This is a genomic window from Nocardia cyriacigeorgica GUH-2 (assembly GCF_000284035.1).
Taxonomy (GTDB): Bacteria; Actinomycetota; Actinomycetes; order Mycobacteriales; family Mycobacteriaceae; genus Nocardia; species Nocardia cyriacigeorgica_B.
The window spans coordinates 3,414,245-3,435,237 of record NC_016887.1; the positions used below are offsets into that span (position 1 = coordinate 3,414,245).

The window sequence follows — 20,993 nt, forward strand, 5'->3', positions numbered from 1 at the left end:
GCCTAGGTTCGACACATCACCGTCTGTGTAGGAAAACACCTGATCGGGCGGTGTTCTTCCGGCACGGCTCAAGTGAGGCCGGTGACCTCCTGGGCGATCGCGGCCAGCCGGGTCTGCGCCGCGGAGACCACACCGTGGCGGTCCTTGTGCGCCTCCTCGTAGGCGATGATGACGCGCACGTCGGCGGGTTCGGTGAGCTCCTTGACCGCGGCGACCGCCTGTCCGACATTCAGCTCGTCATAGTCCTCGATCGGCAGCTCCTCCGGCTCGAGCACCCCGGTGACAGCGCGCAGGGAGTGCACGGCATCGGCGGCCGAATCGGCACCTTCGCGCCGGACCACCCGCTCGGCGGTTTCCAATGCGGCGTCGCGGGACGCGGTGAGGGTCTTGACCGCGACATCGCCGGCGTGAGCGCCCTGGGCGAGCAGGTCACCGAGCGCGGGCGGGGTGGCGCGGACGGTGTCGACTACCCGCTCCAGGCTGCGCGCCGACCAGTTGACAGGCAGATTCACCAGCTTCACCGCGGTACCCGTGGCCGCTTGGAGCGGGGTGCGGCGCAGGGCGGCGGGTCCGCCGAGGGCGTCCTCGGCGAGCACGGTGGTGAGCCAGTCGACGGTGGCCGAATGCGCGGTGATCAGCCGGTCGGCCAGGGCGATGATGTCGGTCTGTTTATCGGCGGTCGCGAGCGCCTTGATGTAGCGGGCCCGGTCCAGAAGCTGGTGCTCGAGAGTGAGATCGCCCAGCAGGGCCTCATCGAACGGCTGGGCCTGTTCGGCCATCGCCTTCACCGCGGCGAACGCGCGGCCGATGAACGGCCCGATCAGCGGTGGCACGCCGCCGAGTTCGCGGACGGCGGCCTCGATGGCTTCGGCGCGGGCGCGGGCATTGCCGGCGTTCTCCGACAGTTCGCGCCGCACCGCCTCGGTCCGGGCCTGCGCGATGCGGGTTTCGGCGATCTGGATTTCGGTGTTGGTGAGGTCGAGGACAGCGCGAAGCTGCGCCAGAAGCGTCGTGGTGTTGCTCATGCGGGTCTCGTCCCTTCGGAATATCCGGTATGGGTCGGCGCAACGCTGCACCGTTACCGTGACTACCCCGGACCGCGGAGCCATAACAGGCCCGCCCGCAGCCGTGCGATCGCCGATCAGCAGATGAGGTTGACGTCGGCGCTGGGCGCGAACGACACGTGCACATGGTCGTAGTGGTTGGCGGTCGGGCTGCCGCGGTCTTCCATATAGGACCAGCCGCTGCCGTCGTTGTAGCGCTGCTGCCAGATCACGTAGGTGACGCCGAATCGCTCTTTGTTCGCCAGCACGAAGTCGGCGATGGCGGTGCCGTGGGCGGGATCGGAGGTCATGAAGTCCAGCGCCAGCCCGGCGCCGTGGTCGTCGTTGCCGCGACCGATCGCGCCGCCGATATCGGCGACGGCGAAGGTCTTGCCGATCAGATGGCCCACTTGCGCCACATGCGGAAGTGCGCCGGCCAGCACCGAGGAACAGGGTGAATGCTGAATCGCCGCCTTGGCCATCAGCGCCGGATCGGCTGCGGCGGCCTGCTGGATCGGGGCCGGTGCGAGCGGTGCGGGTGCTGCGGCCGGCGCTTGGTCACGAGCCGGCTCCGGCCGGGCCTCGGCGACGGGCGCGGGCTGCGCGGCCTGGGTGGATCCCATCTCGACCGTCACGATGCCGATGACGGTGGCCGCGACGCCGCAGACGGCCAGTGGTGCGAGTTTCCGGGTTGCCGTCGGTTTGCGATGCTGACCGGGCATAAAACTCGACCACCGCCTAGTCTCGGGAACAGATCACGGCTAGATTACGAAACCGTCGCGGAAAAGTCACGTCGGACGCGCGGTGCGGCGCCCGGTGTCGGCTCGATCGTTTTCCGGCGGGTCGCGGCGCGCCCGGGAGTACGCTCACACCCGTCGGCGTGGCGGTGACCTCTGGAGGTCGGCGATGGACGTGATGCTCGGAATCGGAACGCGCAAGGGCCTGTTCCTGGCGCGCAGTACCGACGGCCGGTCGAGCTGGGAGGTGAGCACACCCCAGTTCCCGGTCGCCGATGTGAAGGCGCTGGCGATCGACACCCGGCGCTCGACGCCCCGGCTGCTGACGGGCGTGCTCAACAGCCATTTCGGTCCGACGATGGTCTCCAGCGACGATCTCGGCGAGACCTGGACCGAGCCCGACGACGCACCCCTGGCCTTCCCCGACGACACCGGCGCCGCCTTGCAGGGCGTCTGGCAGATCGCGCCGGCGAGCGCGGCCGAACCGGAGGTGGTCTACGCAGGCGCCGAACCCGCGGCGCTGTTCCGCTCCACCGACGGCGGACGAACATTCGAGCTGGTCCGCAGCTTGTGGGAGCATCCGCATCGCCCGCAGTGGCAGCCCGGCGGCGGCGGTTTGGCGCTACACACGATCCTGCCCCACCCCACCGATACCCAGCGGCTCGCGGTCGCCATCTCCACCGGCGGCGTCTATCAGAGCGAGGACGGCGCGGCCTCGTGGACACCGACGAACAAGGGCGTGACCGCGGACTTCATGCCGGACGAGCTGCCGGAATGGGGCCAATGCGTGCACAAAGTGGTCCGTGACGCCGAAACTCCGAGCACGCTCTACCTGCAAAACCACGGTGGCGTGTTCCGCAGCGTCGACGACGGCCGCAGCTGGCAGCGCATCGACGGCGACCTGCCGCCGTCCAACTTCGGTTTCCCGATCGTCGCGCACCCGCGCCGCCCCGGCGTCATCTACACCTTCCCGCTGGATGCGGACATGGAGCGGTTCCGGTTCCCGCCGGATGCCCGCTGCGCGGTGTATCGCAGCGAGGACGGCGGCGACACCTGGTCGGCGCAGACCGACGGCCTGCCGCAAGTCCCGTTCTGGGCGGCGGTCATGCGCGATGCCATGTGCGCCGACGACGCCGACCCGACCGGCATCTATATCGGCACCCGCAACGGCGAGGTGTATTGCAGCCCCGACGAAGGCGACCACTGGCAGCTGGTGGCCGACAAGCTGCCGGACGTGCTGTGCGTGCGCGCCGCGGTGATCGGCTGACGACATGGCCAGCGTGCGGCTGCCGTCGGTCTTGCGCCCGTACGTCGGCGGGGAGAAGGAACTCGACGTCGACGCTGCGTCGCTGCGCGCCTTGCTGGACGCGTTGCGGGACAGCCATCCCGCGCTGGAGCGGCGGCTGCGCGATGAGAGCGGCCGGTTGCGTCGTTACGTGAACTTCTACGTCGACGGCGACGAATGCCGCTCCCTCGACGGCATCGACACGGCCCTGCGGCCCGGTTCCGAGGTCATGATCATTCCCGCGGTCGCCGGCGGGTAGCTCACCGCACTGCTCAGGCCAGTCGAGCCGCCAGGCGTTTCGCGTTCATGTAGGCGATGGCCTCGATGGTCACCATCGGATTGACGCCCGAGGAGGTCGGGAAGCACGAGGCGTCGGCGACGACGATATTCGGCACCTCCCAGGTCGCGCCGTCCGGATCGGTCGCCGAGAGTTCGCGCGAACCGCCCATCCGGGCCGAGCCCATGATGTGCAACGCCGCCATCGAGCATTGGCCGGGACCGTAGCCCGCGGCGTCACCGGCAGCGACGAACTCCGCATGCGAGCCGCGGGTGCCGGGCTCGTAGGCGACGCCGGCCTGATGTCCGGAGAAGATGCGCCGGGCGCCGGCTGCTTCGAGAATCTGTGCGGCCCCGCCGATTCCGGTGCGCAGGTGCGCGCGGTCGTAGTCCGACAGCCGGTACGACACGACCGGTTCCCCGCTGCGGTCGACGGTGACGCGGCCGTGGTCGCGGTCGCGGGTGATGACGCCGACGACACCGGTGTGGGCGAGGTCGAGCATGGTCGCCCGATGCGCGGCGGCTCCCCGCCAGTTCATGAACCCCACCGCCAGACCGGGCTGCACCGGCCCGGTCTCGTAGATGACGCCGTAACCGTTGCCGTCCAGATTCTGGTCGTGACGGCAGATCCGCGCCTGCAATCCGCCCTCCCACGGCCGGATCTCCTCATCGAAGACGCCGTAGACGGCGGCCGCCGGATGCAGGCGCAGGTAGCGGCCGATGGTGTCATCGCGCAGGCCCGAGCGCCGCAGCAGCGCCGGGGTCTGGATGGCACCGGCCGCGACCACCACGGCGCGGGCACGGACATCGATGCGAACGCCGGTGCCGGTCTCGGCTGTAACGCCTTCGGCGCGACCGTTTTTCACCTCGATCCGGCGCACGTTCGCATCGACGACCAAGCGGGCGCCGTGACCGGCGGCATCCTGGAGCCAGGTCTTGGTGACCGACTGCTTCGCGCCGAGGCGGCAACCGTAACCGCAGCTACCGCAGTCGACACCGGTGTCGCAGGCGTCGGAGACATTGCGCGGCAAGGTGTCGACGTCCCAGCCGAGCGCGGTGGCACCGCGTTCGAGGACGGCGTCGCGGGCCGACAGCGGTGAGTGGTCGCGATTGACACCGAGACGCTGCTGCACGACTGCCAGGGCATCGTCGAATTCGGTTGCGGTGAACTGGGGTACGCCGAAGTCGGCCCATTCCGCGCGCACGTCGTCGGGGGTGGGCAGCGAGGTGCTCCAGTTGACGACGGTGCCGCCGCCGAGGCAGCTGCCCGCCGCGAGGGTGAGCTGGCCCTCGGTGGTCGCCTGCGGTCCGGGGGCGTACAGGCGCAGCAGGCCGTCCATTTCGCCGGTGCCGAAATCGCGGTCGTCGTAGTAGTCGCCGCGTTCGAGCACGACGACATCGAGGCCGGCGTCGGCCAGGACCGCGGCCGCCGTGCCGCCGCCCGCGCCGGAACCGACGATGACCACGTCACACTCGAGGGTCGTCGGCTCGGTGAGGCGCAATGGCTCGAGCGCGGGGCCGGTGGCCGTCGCGCGCGGACCGGGCGGCGCGGGGTAGCCCATCTGCTTCCACAGCGGGTTCTCCCCGGTCGGGCCGGGTGTCACGTTGTAGGAGAGCAGCGCTGCCGACTTCAGGGCTTGGAACAGTGTGCGTTTGACCGCGAAGCGGGAATCGCCGAACCGCAGCAGAGCTTGCTCGCGCTCATCGGGCGTCAGTGCCGAGAATCGGCGCGGACCGCTGCCGGTCAGGACGCCGAACAGCCGGGTATCCCACAGGTTCAGCAGCGTGAACAGCTGCTTGGTCTCGGCTTCACGCGGGTTGCGTTCGAGCATTCGCAGAACCGTGTCGATCGCGCCCAGAACGGTGGCCGAGGGCAGCTCCTGGCCGTCGCCGGGGGCGAACGTATCGCAGATCAGGCCGAGTGCCGCGCGCTGGCGTGCTGTGGGCTCCATGCACTTCCCTTCCTACCGGTGGGTGTGTTCTACCACGGTCGGCGGGCGCTCGTTAACTTAACGAAGATTCTCATCATTGCGGTCCCACTGTTGCGCTGACCGGCGCGGCGCTTCCGGTCTCGAACAGAATGATCGCGGAGTCGGCACCAACGACCTAAGTTAATGCGTATTCTTTAGGCTGCGCCCTGATCAGACGCACCATCGCACGCACACGACTGGAGACCGCCGATGGCATTCCGAGGCACCACTCCCGCGCCCCTGCGCCCCGTCACCGACGCGGCCGCGGCCCTCGCCGTCCTCACCCGGCGCGGCATGATCGACCCGCGCCGCCCGGCCGATATGGTGCGCACCCTGCGCGACGCCGCGGTCTTCGGGCCGTTCGTCACCGTGCTGCGCCACGGCCTGCGCCGCAATCCCGCACGGGTGGCCATCATCGACGACCGCGGTCCCCTCACTTTCGAAGAGCTGGAGCAGCAGTCGAACGCCCTGACCCATGCGCTGCGAGCCGAGGTGCTGGCGCCCGGCGAGGTGATGGGCGCGCTGTGCCGCGATCACCGCGGCATGGTGCTGACGCTGCTCGCCGCAGGCAAGCTCGGCGTCCGCATCGTGCTGTTGAACACCGGTTTCGCCGCACCGCAACTGGCCGAAGTGGCCCGCCGCGAACACATCCGGGCCATCGTGCACGACGCGGAGTTCGACACCGTGCTCGCGCAGGTTCCGGGCGAGGTGTCCCGGTATCTGTCCTGGGTCGACTCGGCCACCTCCCCCGATGCGCCCGCCACCCTCGATTCGCTCATCGCCGCGAACCCCACCACGCCGGCACCGAAACCGAAACGGCCGGGCGGCATGGTCATTCTCACCAGCGGCACCACCGGCACTCCGAAAGGCGCGCCCCGCGACAAGGTTCCACCGCTGCAATCGGCCCAGTTCCTGGACCGGGTGCCGCTGCCGCGCGAGAACACGATGGTGATGGCCGCGCCCATCTTCCACGGCACCGGTCTGTCGCAATTCACGCTGGGCTGGGCGCTGGGCAATACGATCGTCTTCCAGCAGCGCAAGTTCAACGCCGAACGCACCATCGCCGCGGTCGCCACGCACCGCGCGGCCACTCTCGTGGTGGTGCCGACCATGCTGCAACGGATCCTCGACCTGGGCCCCGAGGTGCTCGCCCGCTACGACACCTCCTCGCTGCGGGTGATCTTCGCGGCCGGGTCGGCGGTGGCGCCGGATCTGAGCCGTCGTACCGCCGAGGCATTCGGCGACGTGCTCTACAACCTCTACGCCTCCACCGAAGTGGCCGTGGCCGCCGTCGCGACCCCGCTCGATATGCGGGAGGCGCCGGGGACGGTCGGACGCCCGCCGGTGGGCTGCCGGGTGGCGATCTACGACGAGAACCGCAATCGGATCACCACGCCCGGCGTGGTCGGGACCATCTTCGTCTCCAGCGGGCTGAGCTTCAGCGGCTACACCGACGGCCGCAACAAGGAGATCGTCGACGGCTTGCTCTCCTCCGGCGATGTGGGGCATTTCGACGCCGAGGGCAGGCTGTTCATCGACGGCCGCGACGACGAGATGATCATCTCCGGCGGCGAGAACGTCTATCCGTCCGAGGTGGAGAACCTGCTCACCGAACGGGCCGACATTCTGGAGGCCGCGGTCATCGGCGTCGCCGACCGGGATTTCGGGCAGCGACTGCACGCCTATGTCGTGCCCGCCAGTGGGGCCACGCTCGAACCGCAGGAGATCCGCGATTACGTGAAGGCCCATCTGGCCCGGCACAAGGTGCCGCGCGAGGTCAGCGTCATCGATGAGCTGCCACGCAATGCCACCGGGAAGTTGCTGCGCCGTCAGTTGATCGCGCAGGCCGCCGAGAGCTGAGGGTTCCTGCTCCCGTCAGCTCGTGCCGGGAGCAGGACTGCTGCGCTTCCTAGACAGGCCGGTGGCGCATATGCGGTTTGCGCCAGTGCCTGCGCGACTCCGTTTCGGGCGCGTCGGCCGGTACCACCGGTTCGTCGATACGACGCCCGGCCGCCTCGGCCGCCACCTCGCGCCGGGCGAAGGCGATATCGCGTGCGCTACGCACCGACAGCCGGCCCAGCGAGGTCGCGGCGAAGAACAGGATGAGCGCGCCGAGCCCGTAGAAGAAGGTCAGTTGCAGCAGCGCGCGTTTCAGGTCGGAGGTCGCGACCGGCTCACCGATATCGCCGAGCCGCAGCAGATCGGCCAGCACCGGCCCGATCACGAACCACACGCCCGCCGCCACCGACAACCATCCGCCGAAACTGGCCACCACGCGGTTCCTGCTCATCAGCATGAGCAGTCCACCCACGATCGCCGCCACGCCCGGCAGCACCTGCAACCAGCCGCGGGCCGCGGTCCACACCCAGGGATCGTCGGGTGTGTAGGTGAAGTCGAAGTACGGTCCGATGAACGGGATGAGCGCGCCCCAGATGCCCAGGAGCAGCACCACCAGCCCACCCACGGCGCCACGGCTGCGCGGAATACGCAACCGGCTGCCCTGTCCGGTCGAAACATTCTCGTCGACGTCGGTCATGACGCCTCCAATCATCGATAGCTGATGTGGATATCGCATACCCGGTTCGCACCCGGATACGCACCCGAGCGCGGCCACAACCGCGAGGAACGGTGCCGACCGCGTCGAACGACAATGGCGGCGGCGCGCTGCTAGGAGTGCTCACAACATCTAGCGACAGCCCTGCTGGCGTGCGGCCCGGCGCCCTACATTTTCAGCACAGACCCGCGACGATCGGGGTCGGCCTCGGGGCAGCGAGACATCTGGTTCGCCGGTTCGAGGCCATCGAAGGTGGTGAACTGACCATGACAGCGTTGTCTCCCCTGGCCTACGGCTATTTGCGCGACGAACTGCTCGTCGATATCGAACCGCTGCGCTGCGATCAACGCCTGATCGCCATCGCCCGCCGGATGGGTTTCGATATGGCCGCCATCTTCCACGAGCGCACCGACTTCTCCTCGCTCGTGCCGGGCGCGTTCCTGGATCTGGTGCAGGAATGCCGGCGGGCCCGCGCCCGGATGGTGTTCACCCTGCCCGGGCATATTGCGGGACTGACCGTGCCGGCGGCGTCATTGCTGCACGTGCTGGCCGACCGTGGCGAGGCGGCCGTGTTCGAGGTGCCCGAATCCGCGTGGCGCGATCCGTGGGATGCGGCCTGGTTGTGACGTCCACCGACTCCGAGGGCGCGCGCGATGCTGCCGCCCGGCCCGAGCGCACCGGTCTGCCGGCCGAGGTGCCACCGATTGCCTGGCGAGAATTGGCGGTGCTTGCCGTCCCGCTCGCGCTGATCCTGACCATCCGGCTGGGCCGGTATCCGTTGTGGGGCGATGAGCTGTACATGGTGCCGGCCGGGCGTCGGCTGTCGTGGAGTTACGCCGATCAGGGGCCGCTGGTGCCACTGCAGGCGTATCTGTCCGATCTGGTGGTGCCGGGTTCGGCTGTGCTGCTTCGCCTTCCGTCCGTCGCGCTCACGGTGGCGACGGTGCTGCTGGCCGCACTCATCGCCCGGGAACTCGGCGGCGGCCGGGCCGCGCAGCTGATCGCGGCGCTCGGGTATGTCTGCACCCCGTTCTCGGTGCAGCAGTCGGCGGCGATCAGCACCTTCGCCTATGACGCGGCGTTGACCACGCTGATCTGCTGGCTGTTGATCCGCTGGATGCGCACCCGCCAGGATCTGCTGTTGCTGGTGGCCGGTGCCGTCGCGGCGGTCGATTTCCAGGTGAAGTGGCTGGTGGTGGCGGTGTGGGCGCTGCTGGGGCTGGGTGTGCTCGGGTGGGGTCCGCGGGAGTTGTTGCGCAGGCCGGCGCTGTGGGCCGCGACCGTTCTGCTCGCACTCTCGACGGTTCCGGCGCTGCTGTGGCAGGCCGGGCACGGCTGGCCGCAACTGGCCATGGGCGCCGCGATCCGGGCGGAGCAGACCACCATGGTCGACAGCCATCTCGCCTCGACGGTCCGGGAACTCGTGCTCACGACGGGGCCGAGCGGAATTCTGCTGCTGATCGGTATCTGGACGGTGGCGCGGGCGCCAGGGCTGCGGCCGTACCGGTTCCTGCTGCCGATGGGTGTGCTGCCGCTGCTGGCGGTGCTCGTGGCCGGGCTGCGACCGTACTACCTGGGCAGTGGGTTCGCGGTCTTCTTCGCGACCGCCGCGGTGTATCTGGCCGGTGACGGGCTGCGCGGCTGGATGCGCAGGCTGCTGCCGGTCTACTTCGCGGGCGGGGTCGTGGTCGTCGTCGCGGCGGTGTGCGTGCTGCCGCTGCCGCATACGTTGCTGCACACTCCGGCCATCCGCAACGGGGATATGGCGGTGCGCGCGCAGTTCTTCGGGCTGCGTGGATGGCCGCAGCTGGCCGACACCGTCGAGGGGGCCGTGGCGGCGCTGCCGGAGCCCGATCGCGCCCAGGTGGTGATCGTGACGCAGAACTATTGGCAGGCCAGCGCTCTGGAAGTGCTCGGTGATCGCGAGCTACCACCGGTGTTCAGTCCGAGCCGCGGCTACGGCTATTTCGGCCCGCCACCGGATACCGCGACGCGCGTGCTCTACGTCGGCGGCGACAGCATCACGGAAACGGTGTCGGAGCGCTTCGCCACCGCGATTCCGGTTGCGCGCCTGGACGATCCCGTCGGATTTCAAGGCGTGAACCATGGGATCCGGGTCTGGTTCTGCACCGAGCCGGTGCGGCCGTGGTCGCAGATCTGGCCCGAGATGATGACGTTGCCTATCGAGCACGGGACGTGAACGAAGGGATGCTCCCGCGCGGGCTGCGGATCCCGCGCGGGAGCCCGCCGCGGCCGATCGACGGTCCATCGCAGGGGGCGCGGCAAGCAAGTGGTCGCGAATGGGCTTGCCGTTCACATCGTTTCCGACCAGGGCAGTTCTCACGGTACGCAGGGCACCGGGATGGCCCCATGCCTTCCGGCTACGTCTGGGCAAATCACTGCTCGACCGGATGCCGGTTGGTTGCGACCACAACCTGATGTCCCTTGCGGTCCCATGGACGTCGCCTGTAGCGCTCGCGCCGGCGCGCCGCAGCGCATACCGTTCGCGGCGGTGGCGTTGCGTGCCGGTGACGGGCCACCGATTCGCTGGCTCACCGGCCGCCCGGGTGCGTCGGTTGCGCGTGCCCACGCAACCGGAAGGACCTCCTATGGACAACGCGCTCTACGACTACAGCCCGATCGTGGATCGCGAGCCGATCCAGTGGCCCGGCGGCGCCCGCGTCGCGTTCTATGTCGGTCTGAATATCGAACATTTCACGGTCGACGCGCCCGCCACCAGCCCCAACGAGGCCACCGCCGGACTGGTGCCCGACCCGCTCAACTACGGGTGGCGCGATTACGGGCCGCGAGTGGGCATCTGGCGTATCGCGGAGATCCTCGATCGGCACGGCATCCGCGCCAGCGCGCTGGTCAACAGCGCGGTCTGTGAGCGGTATCCGCAGATCATCGCCGCCGGGCAGCAGCGCGACTGGGCGTGGCTGGCGCACGGTCGCGACAATGCCACCGTGCAATCGGCCGTCGAGGACGAACGCGCCTACCTGACCGACGTGGTCGCCACGATCGAGAAGGCCACCGGGCAGCGGCCGCGCGGCTGGCTGGGACCGGCCCTCAGCGAAACCTTCGACACCCCCGCGATCCTGGCCGAACTCGGCCTGACCTACCTGCTCGACTGGACCGCCGACGACCAGCCGTTCCGGCTCAACGTGCCCGGCATGGTGAGCGTGCCGTATTCGGTCGAACTCAACGATCTGGGCCTGTTCACGATGAACAGCTTCACCGGCCCCGAATTCGTGCAGATAGTGACCGATCAGTTCGACCAGCTCTACGCCGATTCCGCCCGCAGCGGCCGGGTGATGGCGCTGGCCCTGCACCCGTTCGTCACCGGCCAGCCCTACCGCGCGAAATACCTCGACCAGGCGCTGGACTACATCGCCGGCCATCACGGCGTCTGGCTCACCACCAGCGATGAGATCGCCGAGCACTACGCGGCCACCACGCAGGGCTGAAACCCCCCGCAGCCGTCCGCTCGCTATCCTTGACTCGGTCGTTCGTCCGATATTTCTCGTTACGCAGCTCTCGACGTGCGAGGCGCGATCGGCCGGATGAGGAGGAACCGATGGCCTACGTCAAAGCAGCCGAACGCGAGGGACAGATCGTCGCGGCGGCGATCCGGGTGCTCAGTGCGGTCGGAGTCGGCGGTATCACGACGCGCGCGGTCGCGGTCGAGGCCGGCATTCCCCTGGGCACGTTGCATTACGTGTTCCCGAGCAAGGACAAGATGCTGCGCGCGGTCATCACCGCCGTGGTCGATGACGCCCTGGCAACGGCGCGCGCCGGCGTGGAACTCGACCAAGGCGTCGAACACGCCATCCGGCACGCGGTCACCAACGTCTGGGAAAAGCTCGTCGAACACGACCCCGGACTCCAGGTCATGCAGTACGAGCTGGCCATGTATTCGGTGCGCAGCGAGGGGCCGGGCGGGCTGGCCCGGCTGCTGTGCGAGCGCTATGCCGCATTGATCAGCGAATTCTGCGAAGCGGCCGCGCGGGCATCGGGTGAACGCTGCGCGGTGGATTTCGACACGCTCGGCCGGCTCGGATTCGCCGCGGTGGACGGCCTGATCATGCAGTACGTCACCAATCCCGACCCCGCGCGCGCCCGCCGCGATCTCGACCGCGCGGTGGACATGATCGTCGGTTTCGCCGATCCGCGGCCCGTCTCGCAGTAGCGCACGCAGCGCCGAGACCGAAACCACCTTTCCAGGCTCGCCTCCACTCTTGCGCGTCCGGCGACCGCCGCTTATCGTAAAAGTCGTACGGGCGACCGACTTATTCTGGTTAGCGCTACCGGGATCTCTTGCCGGGTACGCGTCCCAACACTCTGCGAAGAAGGGCTGAGCCATGGGTAACGAACCAAGTGGACGGACAGTGGTCGTGGTGGGCGCGGGCCTGTCCGGGTTGACGGCGGCCCGCACGCTGCACCGCCGCGGCGTCGAAGTGATCGTGCTCGAAGCGGCCGAGCGGGTCGGCGGACGAGCGATGAGTGAGACCACGATCCTGGGCTCACGGGTGGACCTCGGCGGTCAGTGGATCGGCCACGATCATCATCGGCTCACCGCGCTGGCCGCCGATTTCGGCCTCACCCCCTTTCCCATGCACACCGGGCGCTTTCCCGCCGTGGTGTCGGGATCTCGCCGGCTGTCACCGATCGACCCGTCGATGATCGCGGCCGGGCTCGTCCTGGCCGGAGTCGAAGTACTGTCGCGGACCGGCACGCCGTCGCGGTGGAACGACACCACCGTCCAGCAATGGTTGGCGCGGGTGCCCGGCCGCACCGCGCGCCGGCTGCTCGAGGTGCTCGCCCTGGTCTCGTGGACGGCCGACCTCGACCGGCTCTCCATCCAGGCCATGAGCACGATGATCCGGTCCCAGGGCGGACTGCGAAACATCCTGTCGACCGGGGGTGGGGCGCAGGAATTTCTGCTGACCGAGGGTGTGGGCACGCTCGTCGACGGTTTGGCAGGCGAACTCGGTGCGCGCGTGCGGTGCGGGCAGCGGGTCACCTCGATCAGCCGCGGCGAGGGTGGCGTCACTGTGCGCACCTCGGCGGAGGAGATCCACGCCGCGAAGGTGATCGTCACCGTGCCGGCTCCGATGCAGCGTCACATCGCCTTCGAACCAGCCCTGCCACCGAGCCGCACTGCCCTCAATCACAACACCTACATGGGTTCGGTCTACAAAGCGATCGCGATCTACGAACGCCCGTTCTGGCGAAGCCGCAACGCCGCCGAATTCCTCCTGCTCGACAACCCCGGCAGCGCCGTCTTCGATACCAGCCCGCCCGGCGGCCCCGGCCACCTGTGTGTCCTCACCTCCGGCCCCCAAGCCCGCGACCTCGACCACCTCGACCCCGCCGCCCGCCGATCCGCCATCCTCGGCCCATTGGTCCCACATATCGGCCCCGAAGTGACCGAACCGGCCGATTGGCACGAAAAGGCCTGGCACCGTGACGAATACGCAGGCGGCGGCTACGTCGCCCTCCCCGAACCCGGCACCACCGACGGTTTTTCACCCTTCCCCTCCACCCCGGTGGGCGATCTCCATTGGGCCGGAGCCGAAACCGCGAACAGCCACCCCGGCTACCTCGACGGCGCCATCGAATCGGGCACCCGAGCGGCCCACGAAGTCCTGGTGGCGTTGAACGAGCTGGATCCTGCCGGCCGCTAGTACGCGCCACTCGCCCAACGCACCGCGCACGACAGACCCACGCGCCGCGCCGCCGAGTCGATTACTGTGGCGGCGTGGGGTTTACCGAATACGCGCCAGGCGATGTCGTGATCTTCCCGGAAGGCCCGTTCAGCGGGGGTCTGCGGAGTGGTCTGGGAAGTGGACGCGCGGCGGGAACGGCTGCGGATCGGGTTCAGCGAGGGCATCGCGCACCGTGAAGGGGGCGTGCTGCGGGAACGGCAGCATCGGATGACGGTGGAGTTCGACGAGGTCGAGTTGGTGTAGGGCGGCGATCAGCACCGGTCGCCGGCGGGGTTGTCGGCCAGGCGGAACTCGAAGCGCACCGCGCCGGGTGAGGAGGCCGGCAAGACGATGGCGGCGCCGCGGTGGGTGGGCCAGTTGCGTGGAAGCAAGACGTATTGGTCGCCGATGTGGGTGAGCATCACCAGGCCGTCGTAGCGGAACCGGTAGCCGGCATGGTCGGCCGGATCGCAGGCGATTTTGCGCACGTCCGCGCTGGACAGGTGCAGGTCCTTTTCGCTGTAGACGATAACGCCTGGGCTGTAAGGGATTTCCGCGGTCGACATATGGGCGCGGGAGCTGCCGACGGCCGCGGAATAGTCGGTGGCGATCCAGAACAGGCTGATGCCGACGACGACGAACAGGATCGTCCACTCGATCACCGCCGCCGCCTCCGACCGCGGCGACGCCTCGGGATCACGCTCCCGCAACCGCTGCCTGCGTTGCAGGACGACGTACCAGAGCAAGCCGACACCGGCGATCACCGACAACGGCGCTGCGCCGAGCATGTTGTTGAGCGGGAACACGAGGAACAATCGGCTCAACCCGAAAGCCAGCAACAGCACCGCGATCGCGGTCAGCGCCCGCAACAACCACCGCCTGGGTGGGGCGCCGCGCATCGATTCCGGTAGGGCGAGATAACCCCAGGTCAGGCCCATACCGATCACCCCGGCGACGATCAGCGGGACGAACAGCGCGTCGACACTGCGGATCAGATAGTCGGTAATGCTGGGATGCAGACTGGCCGACTCGACGCCGAAATGGCGGAAATACCAATACACGTGGTTCCAACCGAAGTAGAACAGCAACGCGGTCAGCAGCGTCGTCGGCGCGACAAATTGACCGAAAGTCGCTGCTACCTTGCCGAATCCTTCGAATGGCGAGGATGACGACGTATCGCTATCCGGCTCCGCGCTGTCGGGCGCTGGTTCACGGGACTGCTGCGCCATCACCGGTCTCGGGGGTCTCGGTCACACCCTCGCCAGAGCTTCCGCCTTCGTCTGTACCGCCGGTGTCACCCTCACCTGGACCGCCGGAGTCACCCTCACCGGTACCACCAGTGTCACCTTCACCTGTACTACCAGGGTCACCCTCGCCTGTACCACCAGTGTCACCGTCGCCCGTGCCGCTGGTGTCTTCCTCACCCGTGTCCCCATCGGAATCCTCGGGCTCGCAGGGCCTCGATCCGGTCAGCAACACCACCGTGCCACCCGGCGCCACAGTGAAGTAGGACTTGTCGTCGCCAGGTGATTGGGGAACCGGTTCGCCACCTGTGAAGTCGTTGGCGTACTCGCATTGTGTGTACGTGTCGTCCTGCTTCACAGCTGTCGTCACCGTCACGCACCCGACGCACTGTTTGCTGATCTGAACTTCCATCCAGTTGACGACCACGTGTATGGGAAACCCCTGCATGAAACCTGGCGTTTGGATCTTGATCGGCGCTACAGGCACACCTCCTCCTCCACCACCACGATTGGGCTGCCCTGGAACCGGCACCGGCCCACCGGTTCCCGGACCAGGGCGTGGCGCCTGCCCGCCCTGCGAATTTCCGGGAACGTGACCGTCCGGTGGTGTCGCGACCGCCGGACCGTTCGGTGCCGTCGCGACAGCCGAATTCGCGCTCGGCGGAGTGTGTGGTGCGCGAGCAGTAGGGGGCGCGGTCCCACAACCCGCACAGATCAACGCCGACGCCGCCGCGATGACGAACATCGGAACGATCCGCGCGCCTGTTCTCCCCCGATCATCCCCGACCACACCGTCAAGACCGAGAGCCGAAATAGTCGCCTGCGGAGCCATCGCCCACCCTCCACTCCCGGCAATCGACCTCGCCGGATAGCTAATTGAAGCAGGTCAGCAGGCCCACCGGACGAAATTCCGTGGTGGGATTCGGAATTGTTCTCCGGCGCGAACGCGGTAGCGCTCGCGTCCGGATCAGCGGCCGTTGGTCGGGCTGTATCCGCCCTCGTGTCCGGTCGGTGACTGATCGGTGACCGGCAGTCTGGTCTGCTGGTGACGCGCCCGCGGAGCCACCGACCCGCGCCGGGCGAGTTCGAGCCTCGTCAGCGCGCTCACCACCGTCGAATGGATCGGTAACCGCGCGACACGCGGGTCGACGCTCGCCAGCCGGAAGACGGTGGAACTCGTGCTGACCAGACACACCGGGACGCCCTCGCGCCCATAACGCTGCGCGTCTTCGGCCAGCGTTGCCAGGGTGCGCCAGGACAGGAAGTTGAGCCGGGTGGTGTCGACGATCAGCCCGCCGCCTTTGGCGCGTGCTTCGTCGGCGGCTTCGATGATTTCCTGCCGCCAGACCGGCAGCGTGAAGGCGTCGGCCTCACCGCGTATCGACAGCACGATGGATCGCCCGCGGCGCCGGCGGCAGCACACCAGCCGGTCCTTCGGGTCGGGCTGCCCGCACAGCGAGGAGATCTCACGACGCGGTGACGGGGTGGTGTCGAACTCCGAATGTGGTGCCATCATGCTCCCGAATCAGGTCCGTGCGCCTCAGCGCCCTGATCAGGCCACCCTGCATTCTGAAGGCAAACCTCGAATACCGACCAGTCTACGACATCGCGTCGCCGGAACGGCCGGATCGGCACAACGCGGCGGTCAGCTCGCGATGATCTGCGGGGAGAGCACCTTCAGCATGGCGTTCGTCCAGCGCAGCTGGCGTAACGTCTGCGGATGGCAGGTCTGTGCCAGTTCCAGCAGATCCGGTTTCCGCAGCGCCTGCGCGGCCTGCGCGAGCAGTTCCCAGTCCAGCGAAACGCCCGCGCTCACCCGGTGCAGGTGGCGCAGGTCCATGAGCAGCACGATGCCGGGTTCCGGGCGACGGGCCAGCAGGTCGCTGACCTGTCGCTGGAGTGGGGCGGTGATCGATCTCAGGCTGCCCAGCCGGTGCGTTCCGGCGCCGTGCTGCGGGCCGACGCGTTCGAGCCGGTCCAGATGGTCGCGCGACCACGCTGCCAGGTCGCGTGCGATATAGCGGATTTCGTGCTCGGCGTGGTGGCGCGCCGATACGGCGGTGAGGTCGTGTTCGAGCCGGTGCTCACCGCGGTGTAGTTCATCGAGCAGCAGTTCCAGTTTCACAGCGAGCTCCTCGATGCCGTCGTCTCCGAATCCGCCATCGCCTGCGCTCCCCCGCGGGTGGGCGGCACCGAATCGTCCAGCGGCGCCGAGGCGGTGTTGGTCGGCGCGGGGGCGGGGTCGCTTCCCCGGGCGAGGATGCGGACCGACGCCGCAGAAATCTTGAACAGGGGTTGTTTGGACACCGGATCCCAGTCGGTGACGGTGATTTCGTTGGCGGCGCGATCGTGGCCGGGATGCTCGACATCCCAGTATCCGTAATGGAAGGGCACGAACAGCACGCCCGGCCGGATCCTCGACACACGGGCGCGGGCCCGGATGGTGCTGCGCGCGGAAGCCAGTTCCAGCAGATCGCCCTCGGTGATGCCGAGCTCGGCGGCGTCAGCGGCGGCGATCTCCACCCACGGCGCCGGTGCGGCGGCGCGCAATTGCGGCACTCGCCCGGTCTTGGTCCTGGTGTGGAAGTGGAAGAGCGTGCGGCCGGTGATCAAGGCGAACGGAAAGCGGCCGCTGGGCCGCTCATGGGCGGGCAGGTATTCGGCTGCCTTGATCATCGCCTTGGCGTCGGGGTTCATCGCCCGGTATTCGACCGGTTCCAGCGGCGCCCCGGTGATCAGGTCTTTGCCATATTCTTCGCAGTAGTCGGGGCTGCTCCAGAAGCGGCCTCCGGCGTAGAGGCGCTCGGTGCCCTCGGGCGCGGACTCATGGCACGGCCATTGGATCCCGGATCCGCCACGCAGCAGGCCGTAGCTGATGCCGCTGTAATCGCAGGGCCGCCCGGCCGAGCAACGCTTCCACTCCTCGAACGCCGATTCCGGATCGTGCCACGACGGCAGGGGTTGCCCGTCCTTGTCGCGGAAATCCATGCGGCGGGCGTAGTCGAGGAAGATCTCGAGGTCCGATCGCGCCTGGCCGGGTGGCGCCAAGGCCTGCTCGGACAGGTGCACGGTGCGGTCGGCATTGGTGAAGGTTCCGGTCTTCTCGCCCCAGGCCGCCGCGGGCAGGACCACGTCGGCCAACTCGGCGGTCTCGGTGCGGAAAATATCCTGCACCACCAGCAACAGCCGGTCCTGGGCCAGGATCTCACGGACGCGTCCCAGCTCCGGCAGCGAGACCGCCGGATTGGTGGCGCTGACCCACAGCATGGCCAGCGAGCCCTGTTCGGCGTAGCGCAGCATCTGCATCGCGTGTGTCGGTGGCCCGTAATGCGGAATCTGCTCCGGATCCAGATTCCACACCCGCGCCAGATCCGTGACATGGCTGTCGTTGGCCCAGTTGCGGAAGCCCGGCAGGTCGCCGTCGGCACCGCATTCGCGAGTGTTCTCTGCGGTGGGCTGGCCGTTCATCTGCAAGACACCGCAACCGGGCCGGCCCAGCATCCCGCGCACCAGATGCACATTGTTGACCTGCACCGCGGCGGCGGTGGCCTGGTGGGATTGATAGAAACCCTGCAGCACCGTCGACAGCAACCGGCGTGCGGTGCCGAGCAGCCGCGCCGCGCGGCGGATATCAGCGGCGGGAACGTCGCAGATCGCGGCGGCCTGCTCCGGCGGATAGTCCGCCACCCGGCGTCGCAGCTCGGCGAAACCGACCGTGTGCGCGCCGATGTAGTCGTAATCGACCCAGTCGTTGGCGATGATCTCGTGCAACAGTGCGTTCATCAATGCCACATTTGTGCCAGGGAGCGGGCGCAGGTGCACTGTGGCGCGTTCGGCCACCGGGGTGGTGCGCGGATCGACGCAGACGATCGCGGGCGGCTCGGGCCCGGCGAGCCGGTCCAGCATCCGCGACCACAGCACGGTCTGGGTCTCGGCGACATTGTGGCCGAACAGGGCGATCACGTCGGCGTGGTCGACATCGCTGTAGGAGCCGGGCTGGCCGTCGCAGCCGAACGATTCCTTCAACGCGGCGGCGGCGGTGGCCGTACAGAGCCGGGTGTTGCCGTCGAGATGGTTGGTGCCGATCGCACCGTGAGCGATCAGCGCCAGCGTGTAGTACTCCTCCAGGAACAGCTGACCCGAGGTATAGAAGCCGATCGATGACGGACCCCGTTCGGCCAGCAATCGCTTGCTGTGCGCCACGATGCGGTCCATCGCGGTGTCCCAATCGGTCTCCACCAACTGACCGCCGACCCGGACCAGGGGCCGGGTCAGCCGATCCGGGGCAGCGTTGGCCTGCCAGCCGAACAGATCCTTGGGGCCGAGGCGGCCGCGGTTGACGCGATCGACCCCGCGCCCGCGCACCCCCACCATCGCCCCGTCGCGCACCGCGATGTCGAAGGCGTCGCCATCGGAATGCAGGACCGAGGCCGTCTGCACCCAGCGCACCGAGTCCGGGTCAACGCCCTCGGCGAGGTAGCTGTCGACACGCTGGGGCCACTGCTGTCCCGGCGCATAAGGGGTGCGGGCACCCCACGGGTCGGCGATGCGATCACGGTTGTCCATGCATGCCGCATACCCGCGATGGCCGGACTCAACAAGGCGCACAGCCACGGGCATGCCCGGAGGTGGGTGCCTCGCCCGGATCGGTGTAGCCGATGTCCACAAGCCCGTCGAGCTGTGGCGTGAGAGCGCATGTCATCACGTGAGGTGATCAGCCGCCCGGCGCCCGGAGCGGGCAGCCGCCTACTCGCGCGGGATGTCGGCGCGGCGCGGTCGATAGCGGTGCAAGTGAATCTGTGCCGCCGGCGCTCGTCTTACCGCTGATCAGCGAGTCGGTGCGGAATACTCGCGAGGATGGACGAGGTGGTGGTGGGCGGGAGACGATCTCCACCGCGGCCGTGGCGCCGCAGGAGGCGTTCGACATGTGGGAAGCCGTGATCAGCGACGGCATGACCTCGTGTTCGATGCAGCCGATCAGTGCGGGTCCGTTTCATGCGGCGCTGACCCCACTGGTGTATTCCGACCCGATCGCGCTCGCGACGGCACGCAATGCCGCCGAACTCGCGCGGCGCACGGCCCGGCACATCGCGCGCTCGGATCGGTCGTCGGTGGTGGCGGTGATGCCCCTGGTGGGCGGCTGCGAGGTCGAGATCGATCGGCAGCGGTTGAGCGCTCCGGCCGGATCGATGTACATCATCGACGACGACCACCCTCAGCTGCTGCAGACCGACGGGTTCACCGCGTTGATGGTCCGCGCCGACCGCGACCTGGTGCTGGCGGCGTCCGGCCTAGGTGCCGACCGTTTCCCGACCGCGGTGGTCCTGGATCCGGGCGGTCCGGGGGCACTGGTGCTCGACTTCTTCCACCGGCTGGCGGCCGGGCCCATCCCGGAACCGGCCGCACCGGCGTTGCTGCGGGCCGGGATCGAACTCCTCGGCGCCGGGATGGCGCTCGGATCCGGTGGGCGGCCCAGCGAACCGGCGGCGCTCACTGTCGAGCACGAACGGGTGATGGCGTTCGTCAACCATCACCTCACCGATCCGGAACTGGATGTCGAGACGATCGCGCGGGGCTGCGGGATGTCGCGGCGGCGGGTGCACCGGCTGCTGGCCGAGCCGTGGGGCGGGCCGATGAAGCTGGTGCGACAACTGCGGATCCAGCGCGCCCGGGCACTACTGGTGGACCATCCGGACCAGACGGTGGCTTCGATCGCGCACGCGTGCGGGTTCGGCGGTGACCGCAACTTCTTCCGGGTGTTCCGTGCCGAAACCGGGATGAGCCCGGCCGAGTTCCGGGAGCGGGCGCTGGCCGCGGAGCGGTCCGGGACCGGCTGAGGACACCGCTGGTGATCGGTAGGTGATCCGGCCGGTCACCGTCAGGCACTCATCCAGGGCCAGGACGTCCAGGAGCGCTTCGGCCAGGCCCACGTCGTCGTCGGGCGACCCGTAGATCGAGATCGACAGGCCCGGCCGGTTCGGCGCCGAGAACGTCATCGGTTCGATCACCACCGGGCACACGGCGTGCAGCGTCAGGGTGGTGGCGAGGTCGCCGGCGAGGTCGCCGGTGCCCATATCGGCCTCGGCGACAACGGCCTCGATCACGTCGACCGGGCAGCGCGCCCCGGGTGCCAATCCCGCGAGCTCAGTCGGCGACCAGCGACGCAGCACCGCAAG

19 protein-coding genes are annotated in these 20,993 nt (G+C 68.6%); 10 read left to right on the plus strand and 9 right to left on the minus strand.

Annotation, left to right across the window (positions count from 1 at the left end):
- Nucleotides 1-68 precede the first annotated feature (68 nt).
- Nucleotides 69-1,025, minus strand: coding sequence for a hypothetical protein (locus tag NOCYR_RS15275; protein WP_014351284.1), 957 nt, complete (start codon nucleotides 1,023-1,025; stop codon nucleotides 69-71).
- Nucleotides 1,026-1,141: 116 nt separating this feature from the next.
- Nucleotides 1,142-1,765 carry a hypothetical protein gene (locus NOCYR_RS15280; RefSeq protein WP_014351285.1) on the minus strand — a complete coding sequence of 208 codons (624 nt, stop codon included), beginning with the start codon at nucleotides 1,763-1,765 and terminating at the stop codon, nucleotides 1,142-1,144.
- A 184-nt stretch (nucleotides 1,766-1,949) separates the two neighbouring features.
- Between NOCYR_RS15280 and NOCYR_RS15285 the strand changes: the two genes are divergently transcribed.
- Together NOCYR_RS15285 and NOCYR_RS15290 are read left to right on the plus strand one after the other, a co-directional pair.
- The gene (locus NOCYR_RS15285) at nucleotides 1,950-3,047 is read left to right on the plus strand and encodes a WD40/YVTN/BNR-like repeat-containing protein (protein ID WP_014351286.1); all 1,098 of its coding nucleotides are present in this window, start codon (nucleotides 1,950-1,952) and stop codon (nucleotides 3,045-3,047) included.
- 4 nt (nucleotides 3,048-3,051) lie between these two features.
- Nucleotides 3,052-3,324 carry a MoaD/ThiS family protein gene (locus NOCYR_RS15290; protein WP_014351287.1) on the plus strand — a complete coding sequence of 91 codons (273 nt, stop codon included), beginning with the start codon at nucleotides 3,052-3,054 and terminating at the stop codon, nucleotides 3,322-3,324.
- A 13-nt stretch (nucleotides 3,325-3,337) separates the two neighbouring features.
- Here NOCYR_RS15290 and NOCYR_RS15295 read toward each other — a convergent pair whose 3' ends face one another.
- Entirely contained in the window at nucleotides 3,338-5,293 is a 1,956-nt protein-coding gene (locus NOCYR_RS15295; protein ID WP_014351288.1) for a GMC family oxidoreductase N-terminal domain-containing protein, read from the minus strand.
- A gap of 228 nt (nucleotides 5,294-5,521) precedes the next feature.
- Here NOCYR_RS15295 and NOCYR_RS15300 point away from each other — a divergent pair, with 228 nt between their 5' ends.
- The gene (locus NOCYR_RS15300) at nucleotides 5,522-7,171 is read left to right on the plus strand and encodes an acyl-CoA synthetase (protein WP_014351289.1); all 1,650 of its coding nucleotides are present in this window, start codon (nucleotides 5,522-5,524) and stop codon (nucleotides 7,169-7,171) included.
- A 49-nt stretch (nucleotides 7,172-7,220) separates the two neighbouring features.
- Here NOCYR_RS15300 and NOCYR_RS15305 read toward each other — a convergent pair whose 3' ends face one another.
- The gene (locus NOCYR_RS15305) at nucleotides 7,221-7,847 is read right to left on the minus strand and encodes a hypothetical protein (protein WP_014351290.1); all 627 of its coding nucleotides are present in this window, start codon (nucleotides 7,845-7,847) and stop codon (nucleotides 7,221-7,223) included.
- 284 nt (nucleotides 7,848-8,131) lie between these two features.
- Between NOCYR_RS15305 and NOCYR_RS29745 the strand changes: the two genes are divergently transcribed.
- From NOCYR_RS29745 to NOCYR_RS15335, 6 genes are all read left to right on the plus strand, one after another.
- Nucleotides 8,132-8,491 carry a hypothetical protein gene (locus NOCYR_RS29745; protein ID WP_014351291.1) on the plus strand — a complete coding sequence of 120 codons (360 nt, stop codon included), beginning with the start codon at nucleotides 8,132-8,134 and terminating at the stop codon, nucleotides 8,489-8,491.
- Nucleotides 8,488-10,065 (plus strand): ArnT family glycosyltransferase, encoded by a 1,578-nt coding sequence (locus tag NOCYR_RS15315; RefSeq protein WP_014351292.1) that lies wholly within the window; start codon nucleotides 8,488-8,490, stop codon nucleotides 10,063-10,065. Before NOCYR_RS29745 ends, NOCYR_RS15315 begins: the two co-directional genes overlap by 4 nt.
- Before the next feature lie 409 nt (nucleotides 10,066-10,474).
- Entirely contained in the window at nucleotides 10,475-11,332 is an 858-nt protein-coding gene (locus NOCYR_RS15320) for a polysaccharide deacetylase family protein (RefSeq protein WP_014351293.1), read from the plus strand.
- Nucleotides 11,333-11,442: 110 nt separating this feature from the next.
- Nucleotides 11,443-12,054 (plus strand): TetR/AcrR family transcriptional regulator, encoded by a 612-nt coding sequence (locus NOCYR_RS15325; protein ID WP_014351294.1) that lies wholly within the window; start codon nucleotides 11,443-11,445, stop codon nucleotides 12,052-12,054.
- A 172-nt stretch (nucleotides 12,055-12,226) separates the two neighbouring features.
- Nucleotides 12,227-13,552 (plus strand): flavin monoamine oxidase family protein, encoded by a 1,326-nt coding sequence (locus tag NOCYR_RS15330; RefSeq protein ID WP_048833420.1) that lies wholly within the window; start codon nucleotides 12,227-12,229, stop codon nucleotides 13,550-13,552.
- Between the two features lie 147 nt (nucleotides 13,553-13,699).
- On the plus strand, nucleotides 13,700-13,837 hold the full coding sequence (locus NOCYR_RS15335) for a hypothetical protein (RefSeq protein ID WP_231855935.1): 138 nt from the start codon (nucleotides 13,700-13,702) through the stop codon (nucleotides 13,835-13,837).
- Between the two features lie 8 nt (nucleotides 13,838-13,845).
- Here the strand turns inward: NOCYR_RS15335 and NOCYR_RS15340 are convergent, their stop codons facing one another.
- The 5 genes from NOCYR_RS15340 to NOCYR_RS15355 form a co-directional block, all read right to left on the minus strand.
- Nucleotides 13,846-14,802 (minus strand): hypothetical protein, encoded by a 957-nt coding sequence (locus tag NOCYR_RS15340; protein ID WP_048833421.1) that lies wholly within the window; start codon nucleotides 14,800-14,802, stop codon nucleotides 13,846-13,848.
- Nucleotides 14,783-15,304, minus strand: coding sequence for a hypothetical protein (locus NOCYR_RS29330; RefSeq protein ID WP_148280656.1), 522 nt, complete (start codon nucleotides 15,302-15,304; stop codon nucleotides 14,783-14,785). The genes NOCYR_RS15340 and NOCYR_RS29330 overlap by 20 nt, the downstream gene beginning before the upstream one ends.
- A 480-nt stretch (nucleotides 15,305-15,784) precedes the next feature.
- Nucleotides 15,785-16,330 carry an STAS domain-containing protein gene (locus tag NOCYR_RS15345; protein WP_014351299.1) on the minus strand — a complete coding sequence of 182 codons (546 nt, stop codon included), beginning with the start codon at nucleotides 16,328-16,330 and terminating at the stop codon, nucleotides 15,785-15,787.
- Between the two features lie 132 nt (nucleotides 16,331-16,462).
- Nucleotides 16,463-16,942, minus strand: coding sequence for a hypothetical protein (locus NOCYR_RS15350; RefSeq protein ID WP_014351300.1), 480 nt, complete (start codon nucleotides 16,940-16,942; stop codon nucleotides 16,463-16,465).
- Nucleotides 16,939-19,383 (minus strand): molybdopterin oxidoreductase family protein, encoded by a 2,445-nt coding sequence (locus NOCYR_RS15355; protein ID WP_014351301.1) that lies wholly within the window; start codon nucleotides 19,381-19,383, stop codon nucleotides 16,939-16,941. The genes NOCYR_RS15350 and NOCYR_RS15355 overlap by 4 nt, the downstream gene beginning before the upstream one ends.
- Nucleotides 19,384-19,655: 272 nt before the next feature.
- Here NOCYR_RS15355 and NOCYR_RS15360 point away from each other — a divergent pair, with 272 nt between their 5' ends.
- Nucleotides 19,656-20,654, plus strand: coding sequence for an AraC family transcriptional regulator (locus tag NOCYR_RS15360; protein WP_148280657.1), 999 nt, complete (start codon nucleotides 19,656-19,658; stop codon nucleotides 20,652-20,654).
- The last annotated feature ends 339 nt before the right edge of the window (nucleotides 20,655-20,993 follow it).

What these genes read in the sequence shown, in the direction of transcription:
- NOCYR_RS15275 (WP_014351284.1), bottom strand. Translation starts at nt 1,025, where the DNA reads ATGAGCAACACCACGACGCTTCTGGCGCAGCTTCGCGCTGTCCTCGAC.
- NOCYR_RS15280 (WP_014351285.1), bottom strand. Translation starts at nt 1,765, where the DNA reads ATGCCCGGTCAGCATCGCAAACCGACGGCAACCCGGAAACTCGCACCA.
- NOCYR_RS15285 (WP_014351286.1), top strand. Translation starts at nt 1,950, where the DNA reads ATGGACGTGATGCTCGGAATCGGAACGCGCAAGGGCCTGTTCCTGGCG.
- NOCYR_RS15290 (WP_014351287.1), top strand. Translation starts at nt 3,052, where the DNA reads ATGGCCAGCGTGCGGCTGCCGTCGGTCTTGCGCCCGTACGTCGGCGGG.
- NOCYR_RS15295 (WP_014351288.1), bottom strand. Translation starts at nt 5,293, where the DNA reads ATGGAGCCCACAGCACGCCAGCGCGCGGCACTCGGCCTGATCTGCGAT.
- NOCYR_RS15300 (WP_014351289.1), top strand. Translation starts at nt 5,522, where the DNA reads ATGGCATTCCGAGGCACCACTCCCGCGCCCCTGCGCCCCGTCACCGAC.
- NOCYR_RS15305 (WP_014351290.1), bottom strand. Translation starts at nt 7,847, where the DNA reads ATGACCGACGTCGACGAGAATGTTTCGACCGGACAGGGCAGCCGGTTG.
- NOCYR_RS29745 (WP_014351291.1), top strand. Translation starts at nt 8,132, where the DNA reads ATGACAGCGTTGTCTCCCCTGGCCTACGGCTATTTGCGCGACGAACTG.
- NOCYR_RS15320 (WP_014351293.1), top strand. Translation starts at nt 10,475, where the DNA reads ATGGACAACGCGCTCTACGACTACAGCCCGATCGTGGATCGCGAGCCG.
- NOCYR_RS15325 (WP_014351294.1), top strand. Translation starts at nt 11,443, where the DNA reads ATGGCCTACGTCAAAGCAGCCGAACGCGAGGGACAGATCGTCGCGGCG.
- NOCYR_RS15330 (WP_048833420.1), top strand. Translation starts at nt 12,227, where the DNA reads ATGGGTAACGAACCAAGTGGACGGACAGTGGTCGTGGTGGGCGCGGGC.
- NOCYR_RS15340 (WP_048833421.1), bottom strand. Translation starts at nt 14,802, where the DNA reads ATGGCGCAGCAGTCCCGTGAACCAGCGCCCGACAGCGCGGAGCCGGAT.
- NOCYR_RS15345 (WP_014351299.1), bottom strand. Translation starts at nt 16,330, where the DNA reads ATGGCACCACATTCGGAGTTCGACACCACCCCGTCACCGCGTCGTGAG.
- NOCYR_RS15355 (WP_014351301.1), bottom strand. Translation starts at nt 19,383, where the DNA reads ATGGACAACCGTGATCGCATCGCCGACCCGTGGGGTGCCCGCACCCCT.